5 protein-coding genes are annotated in these 6005 nt (G+C 68.0%); 4 read left to right on the top strand and 1 reads right to left on the bottom strand.

Features of this window, described 5'->3' with window-relative positions; translation table 11 throughout:
• On the bottom strand, positions 1 to 761 hold a 761-nt coding region (locus ACIBLC_RS08020; protein WP_399209878.1), incomplete at its 3' end, for a putative T7SS-secreted protein.
• 360 nt (positions 762 to 1121) lie between these two features.
• On the opposite strand from ACIBLC_RS08020, the gene ACIBLC_RS08015 reads away from it, so the two are divergent.
• The 4 genes from ACIBLC_RS08015 to ACIBLC_RS08000 all read left to right on the top strand — a co-directional run bounded on the left by ACIBLC_RS08015 (position 1122) and on the right by ACIBLC_RS08000 (position 6003).
• The gene (locus tag ACIBLC_RS08015) at positions 1122 to 1778 is read left to right on the top strand and encodes a hypothetical protein (RefSeq protein WP_399209877.1); all 657 of its coding nucleotides are present in this window, start codon (positions 1122 to 1124) and stop codon (positions 1776 to 1778) included.
• Positions 1766 to 2818: a hypothetical protein gene (locus ACIBLC_RS08010; protein ID WP_399209876.1), complete on the top strand. Its 1053-nt coding sequence runs from the start codon at positions 1766 to 1768 to the stop codon at positions 2816 to 2818. The genes ACIBLC_RS08015 and ACIBLC_RS08010 overlap by 13 nt, the downstream gene beginning before the upstream one ends.
• Before the next feature lie 467 nt (positions 2819 to 3285).
• The gene (locus ACIBLC_RS08005; protein ID WP_399209875.1) at positions 3286 to 4689 is read left to right on the top strand and encodes a nitrate/nitrite transporter; all 1404 of its coding nucleotides are present in this window, start codon (positions 3286 to 3288) and stop codon (positions 4687 to 4689) included.
• Positions 4690 to 4842: 153 nt separating this feature from the next.
• The gene (locus ACIBLC_RS08000) at positions 4843 to 6003 is read left to right on the top strand and encodes a uroporphyrinogen-III synthase (RefSeq protein ID WP_399209874.1); all 1161 of its coding nucleotides are present in this window, start codon (positions 4843 to 4845) and stop codon (positions 6001 to 6003) included.
• Positions 6004 to 6005: the final 2 nt, after the last annotated feature.

Here is a 6005-nt window from a genome sequence, read left to right as displayed (position 1 = left end):
ACGACCGCGACGACCACCTTGCAGACCGTGACGATGGTGTCCCAGTTGTCGGAGAACCAGTCCCCGACCTCCTCCCACCACTTCCGGTTACGGATTCCCGCGTCCGAGGCCTCGTCGATCTTGCGCTTCGCCTCGCCGGCCGCGTCCTCCCGCATCTTCCGCGCGTCCGCCGCCATCTTCTTCGCCGCGTCCAGGGCGTCCTGCGCGGTACCGACATCCGACTGGGCCGACGTCTGTGCCGACTTGGCGTGCTGCGCATCGCGGGTGGCAGCGCGGACCTTGGCCTCGTCCGGCTTCTCGGTGCTCTTGCTGCCGGTGGGATCGTCCTTGTACTTGTCGGCTTCCTTGCCGGCCCTCGTCACCCACGAATCAGCCGACGCCAGACGGGACTTGGCAGAACTCAGATCACTCCGCGCCGCACGCCCGTTGACCAACGCCCGGTCGGCAAGGGCCTGCGCACGCTCCAGCTTCGGCCAGTACGCCGCCAGCGCACCCCCCGCCAAGTCATACGACGTCTTCAGCTTCTTCAGCTGCTTCGGCACACCCGAGAACTGGTCCTGGAACGCCTTCGCGGACTTCCCCGCCCACTGCAGGACCGCTTCCTCGTCCGCCATCCCCTTGATCAGACGCAGCGCGTCCCCGACGTCGTCGGCGAAGTCCTGAAGATTCTTGGCGAGCGACCGCACGCGATCCGGATCACCCGGCGTGGGGTCTCTGTCCAGGTCCAGGACATGCCAGTCCGTCGGCCGAATCCCCGCCACGCCGCAACCCCCGTCGCGCCTACTCGTCAATGTTCGTACGCAGGTGCGAAGTTACTATGTGCCTGGTGATGATGGAAGGACCGTCAGTGGGTTGAGTGAGGGGCCTTCAGTTCCCAGGGGCCTTGAGGGCGCGGTCCTGGGGCGTGAGCGGCAGCGGGGCCTTTGCGGTGGCCAACTCGGTGACGCGTTCCGGCCTTCGGTGTCACTCAATCGAAGGGTCTGGCCTGTTGGTTGGGGAGGTTCCGTGTGGCTATGTCCGTCTTCTGGTCTCTGCTGGGGCTGTTCGCTCTGGTGTCTCCACACACCCCCCGATACCGTGTCGCTGCCCCTCTCGAACCCCACGTCGCACAGGAGTCTGCCGTGAACCGCCGTCCTCGCCTCCTCGCCACGGCCGCCCTCGGTGCGGCCACGGCCCTCCTTCTGACCGGCTGCGGGGGCGGTGACGATGACTCGACGGGCAACGACAAGATCGCCGGGGCCGAAACGGGGGGTGAGACGTCGGCGTCGCCGAGTGCTTCCGCGTCGGCGGTGGCGGATCGGCCGAAGATCGAGTTGCCGGCGGATCTGACGTACGCCTTCGACTGGCCGAAGACCGGCGACGCGGCGAAGGACGCGGTCTTGGCGGACAGTGAGCAGTCCATCAAGGCGGTGGACCTCGCCATTGTCAATCAGGACGCCCTCGACAAGGCGTACCTCTTCTATTACGAGGGGGAGGCCGCCGCGAACACCCAGACCTTCATCGAGGCGTACGTCAAGGCCAAGGCGCGTGGGACCGGCGCCTATCGCTACTACGACGCGGTGGTCAACGTCAGTGGCTCGGACAGCGCTTCGCTCGCGTATTGCGAGGACCAGGGCAAGGCGTACGACATGTACCTGGAGACGAAGAAGGTCGACAAGACCGCCGTCACCAAGAACAGTTACGTGCTGTACAACACCCAGCTGCGCAAGAACGCCGACGGCGTCTGGGTCATCGAGAAGCTTCTTTCTCAGAGGGGGAGTACCAAGTGCCAGCCCTGATCGCCGGTTCACGAGTTGTGGTCGCTGCTCTGCTGTTCGGCTCGGTCGTCATGGGCGCCGCTCCCGCCATGGCCGACAACAACATCGGTGGTGGCACCCAGACGCCTCCTCCGCCCGGCGGGAACGCGTCAGGTAACTCCGACGGCAAAGGCGGGCTCTCGGCGACTGCCGGTGCTGTCGTCTTCGATCGTTCGAAGAATGGGAGTGGTCGGTCTGTGGGTCCGGTGGTGTCTGCTTCGAGTTGGACGCCGCCTGCGTGTTATTACGCTCCCAAGTACTCGCCTGATCAGTTGCAGAAGTATCTGGAGCCGATCTGGGAGGCGGGGTCGACGGGGTATGAGTGGGATGCCTCGCAACGTAAGCGGTATGTCGAGGGTGAGCCGTACAAGGATTTCAACAAGGACAAGGCTGACGACGGTTATTGGTGGTCCTCGTACGTGACTCAGGGTCGTGAGGGTGACCCGGGTGCGTTGGACTGTGACAGGCCGTACTTCTGGGTGGATACGGGTGATCCGCCGCCGGCGGATGTGCCGGAGGCGATTACGCCGGAGATTTTGGCGCAGTTGGCGTATGCCGAGATTCGTGTTCCGTCGACGCGGGTGGATTTGGCGCCGGCGGGGACGACGAAGGTGAATCTTCCGACGTGGTCGTGGTTGGATGCGGCGGAGTTCAGGCCGGTGTCGGTGACGGCGTCGGTTCCGTTGCTGGGTGTTGAGGCGACGACGGTCGCGGAGCCGGTTTCCTTGAGGATTGAGCCGGGTGCGGCGGATGCTGTGACGTATCCGGCGTCGGGGGTGTGTCAGTTCGTCGGTGGGCGTATTGGTGAGCCGTATGCGGCGGGTAAGTCGGATGAGGTTCCGCCGTGTGGGGTGAAGTATCTGCGGGCGTCGGGTGATGAGTCGTACAAGCTCAGGGCGACGATTACGTGGAAGATTCACTGGACGGGTACGGGTGTGAACGCGGCGCAGGCTTTGCCGGACGGCGAGTTCGGGGCGGATCAGGACGTCGTCGTGCAGGAGATCCAGGCCGTCAACCGCTGAGCGCAGCGCCCTGATGGTTCCCAGCGGAGTTGAGGAGCCTGGCGAGTTGGCTGATTGACAGGCCGACTCAGCCAGGCTCGGGTGACTTCGCCTTCTCATTCACGTGCGAAATGTGAAGTGCGACCGACGATAGCGGGCGTCTCCGGAAGCGCGCCGAACGAACCCCGCGAGGACACCCGTCACGCCAGGGCCGCACGCTCCTGGACCGCCACCCCCTTGCCGGAGCCGGAGCCGGAGCCGGAGCCGGAGCCGGAGCCGGAGCGCCACCCCACCCCCGGTCACAGCCACGCCCACCCCACCCCTGGGCCCCGTCCCACCTCCAACCTCACCGCCCCACCCCCCACCAGAGTGAGAGCAACGTTCCCTTCCGGTCACCCACAGCCACAGGCCGGAAACGCGCTCTCCCTACCTTCGGGACTCACCCCCAGGAAAAGACAACCTGAGTACCGGAGACCCGTGGAGGCGTCATGACAGCCCCAGCCCCAAGTCCAGGACCCCCGCCCGCCGCCCCCGCACCGAGCAGGGGAGGCCGCTGGATCGACGAGTGGGATCCCGAGGACGAGACCTTCTGGGAGGCGGGCGGAGAGAAGGTGGCCCACCGCAACCTGTTCTTCTCCGTGCTGTCGGAGCACATCGGGTTCTCGATCTGGACCCTGTGGTCGGTGATGGTGCTCTTCATGGGGCCCGAGTACGGGCTCACCCCCGCCGACAAGTTCTTCATCGTGTCGATGGCGACCCTGGTCGGCGCGATCGTGCGCGTCCCCTACACCTTCGCCGTCGCCCGTTTCGGCGGCCGGAACTGGACGATCATCGCCGCGAGCATGCTGCTCGTACCGACCGTCGCCGCGTTCGTCGTGATGGAGCCCGGCACGTCGTTCGGGACCTTCCTGGTCTGCGCGATGCTCGCCGGCATCGGCGGCGGCAACTTCGCCTCCTCCATGACGAACATCAACTCCTTCTTCCCGCTGCGCAGGAAGGGCTGGGCCCTCGGGCTCAACGCGGGCGGCGGCAACATCGGCGTGCCGGTGGTGCAGCTCGTGGGGCTCGCGGTCATCGGGGCGAGCGGCGGCCCGAGGGTGCTGCTCGGCATCTACATCCCGCTCATCGTCGTCGCCACCGTCCTCGGCGCCCGCTACATGGACAACCTGTCCTCTGTGCGGAACGACACAGGCGCCGCCAAGGAAGCCGTACGCGACCCGCACACCTGGATCATGTCCTTCCTCTACATCGGGACGTTCGGGTCCTTCATCGGATACAGCTTCGCGTTCGGCCTGGTGCTCCAGACCCAGTTCGGGCGTACGCCGCTGGAGTCCGCGTACGTCACCTTCATCGGGCCGCTGCTCGGCTCGCTGATCCGGCCCGTCGGCGGCTGGCTCGCCGACCGCTACGGCGGCGCGAAGATCACCCTGTGGAACTTCGTCGGGATGGCCGCCGCGACCGCGGTCATCGTCGTCGCGTCCATGGAGGAGTCGCTGGCCCTGTTCACCACGGCGTTCATCGTGCTGTTCGTGCTGACGGGCCTCGGCAACGGGTCCACGTACAAGATGATCCCCGGCATCTTCCAGGCCAAGGCCGTGGCCAAGGGGCTGAGCGGTGAGGAGGGTGCCGCCTACGCGCGGCGGCTCTCCGGCGCCTCGATGGGGCTCATCGGAGCCGTCGGCGCGCTCGGCGGGCTCGGTATCAACCTGGCCTTCCGGCAGTCCTTCCTGAGCGTCGGTTCCGGCACCGGCGCCTTCGTGGCCTTCCTCGCCTTCTACGCCCTCTGCTTCGCGCTCACCTGGGCCGTATACCTTCGCCGCCCGGCCGCCGCCGCGGAGGCTTCCAGGCCGGCCACGGAGGAGAAGCTCCAGCTCAGCTACGCCGAGGTGTGACGTAACACCGGCGACATACGACTGATCCGAGCCTGTCACGGGGCGTTGACAGGCTCGGTCAGCCGTGAGGACGGCGCAGTAACGACCGGTGCCGCACGGCCAGCCCTGAGTGCACGACGACTCGAGTGCAAGACGAGAGCCGGGACGAAAGTCATGTACGACGAACAGCAGCGACCAGAACCGCCACCGCACGGCCCGCTCGCGGGATTCACCGTGGGTGTGACGGCCGCCCGCCGCGCCGACGAGCTCGGGGCACTGCTCCAGCGGCGCGGCGCCTCCGTCGTGCACGCGCCCGCCCTGCGTATCGTGCCGCTCGCCGACGACAGCGAACTGCTCACCGCCACCAAGGAGTTGATCGACGAGGCACCGGACGTGGTGGTCGCCACGACGGCCATCGGGTTCCGGGGATGGATCGAGGCCGCCGACGGCTGGGGGCTGGGGGAGGACCTGTTGGCCCGGCTGCGCGGTGTGGAACTGCTCGCCCGCGGCCCCAAGGTCAAGGGCGCCGTACGAGCCCAGGGGCTGACCGAGGAATGGTCCCCCTCCTCCGAATCCATGGCCGAGGTGCTCGACCGGCTGCTGGAGGAGGGCGTCGAGGAGCGCCGAGTCGCCATCCAGCTGCACGGGGAGCCGGTACCCGGGTTCGTGGAGTCGCTGCGGGCCGCCGGAGCCGATGTCGTCGTCGTCCCCGTGTACCGGTGGATGCCGCCCGAGGACATCGCGCCCCTCGACCGGCTCCTCGACGCGGCCGTCACCCGCGGCCTGGACGCGGTCACCTTCACCAGCGCGCCCGCCGCCGCGTCCCTGCTGTCCCGGGCGGAGATCCGCGGCCTGCTGCCCGAACTGCTCGCCGCCCTCCACCACGACGTCCTGCCGGTCTGCGTCGGCCCGGTCACCGCGCTGCCCCTCCAGTCCCACGGCCTCGACACCGTCCAGCCCGAACGCTTCCGGCTCGGCCCCCTCGTACAGGTGCTGTGCCAGGAGCTGCCCGGCCGGGCCCGCACGTTGCCCGTCGCCGGCCACCGGGTCGAGATCCGCGGGCACGCCGTGGTGGTCGACGGCACACTGCGGCCCGTACCGCCCGCCGGGATGTCACTGCTGCGCGCCCTGTCGCGCCGGCCCGGCTGGGTGGTGGCCCGTGCCGAGCTGCTGCGCGCGCTGCCCGGCGCCGGACGGGACGAGCACGCCGTCGAGACGGCGATGGCCCGGCTGCGTACGGCACTCGGCGCGCCCAAGCTCATCCAGACGGTCGTCAAGCGCGGCTACCGCCTCGCACTCGACCCGGCCGCGGACGCCAAGTACGCCGACACGTAGGG

It is taken from the genome of Streptomyces sp. NPDC050535, assembly GCF_044457665.1.
In the GTDB taxonomy this organism is placed as follows: domain Bacteria; phylum Actinomycetota; class Actinomycetes; order Streptomycetales; family Streptomycetaceae; genus Streptomyces.
This window is presented reverse-complemented; position numbering and strand designations above follow the sequence as displayed.

Coding starts and splice junctions, on each gene's coding strand:
- ACIBLC_RS08005 (WP_399209875.1), top strand. CDS start 3,286: ATGACAGCCCCAGCCCCAAGTCCAGGACCCCCGCCCGCCGCCCCCGCA.
- ACIBLC_RS08000 (WP_399209874.1), top strand. CDS start 4,843: ATGTACGACGAACAGCAGCGACCAGAACCGCCACCGCACGGCCCGCTC.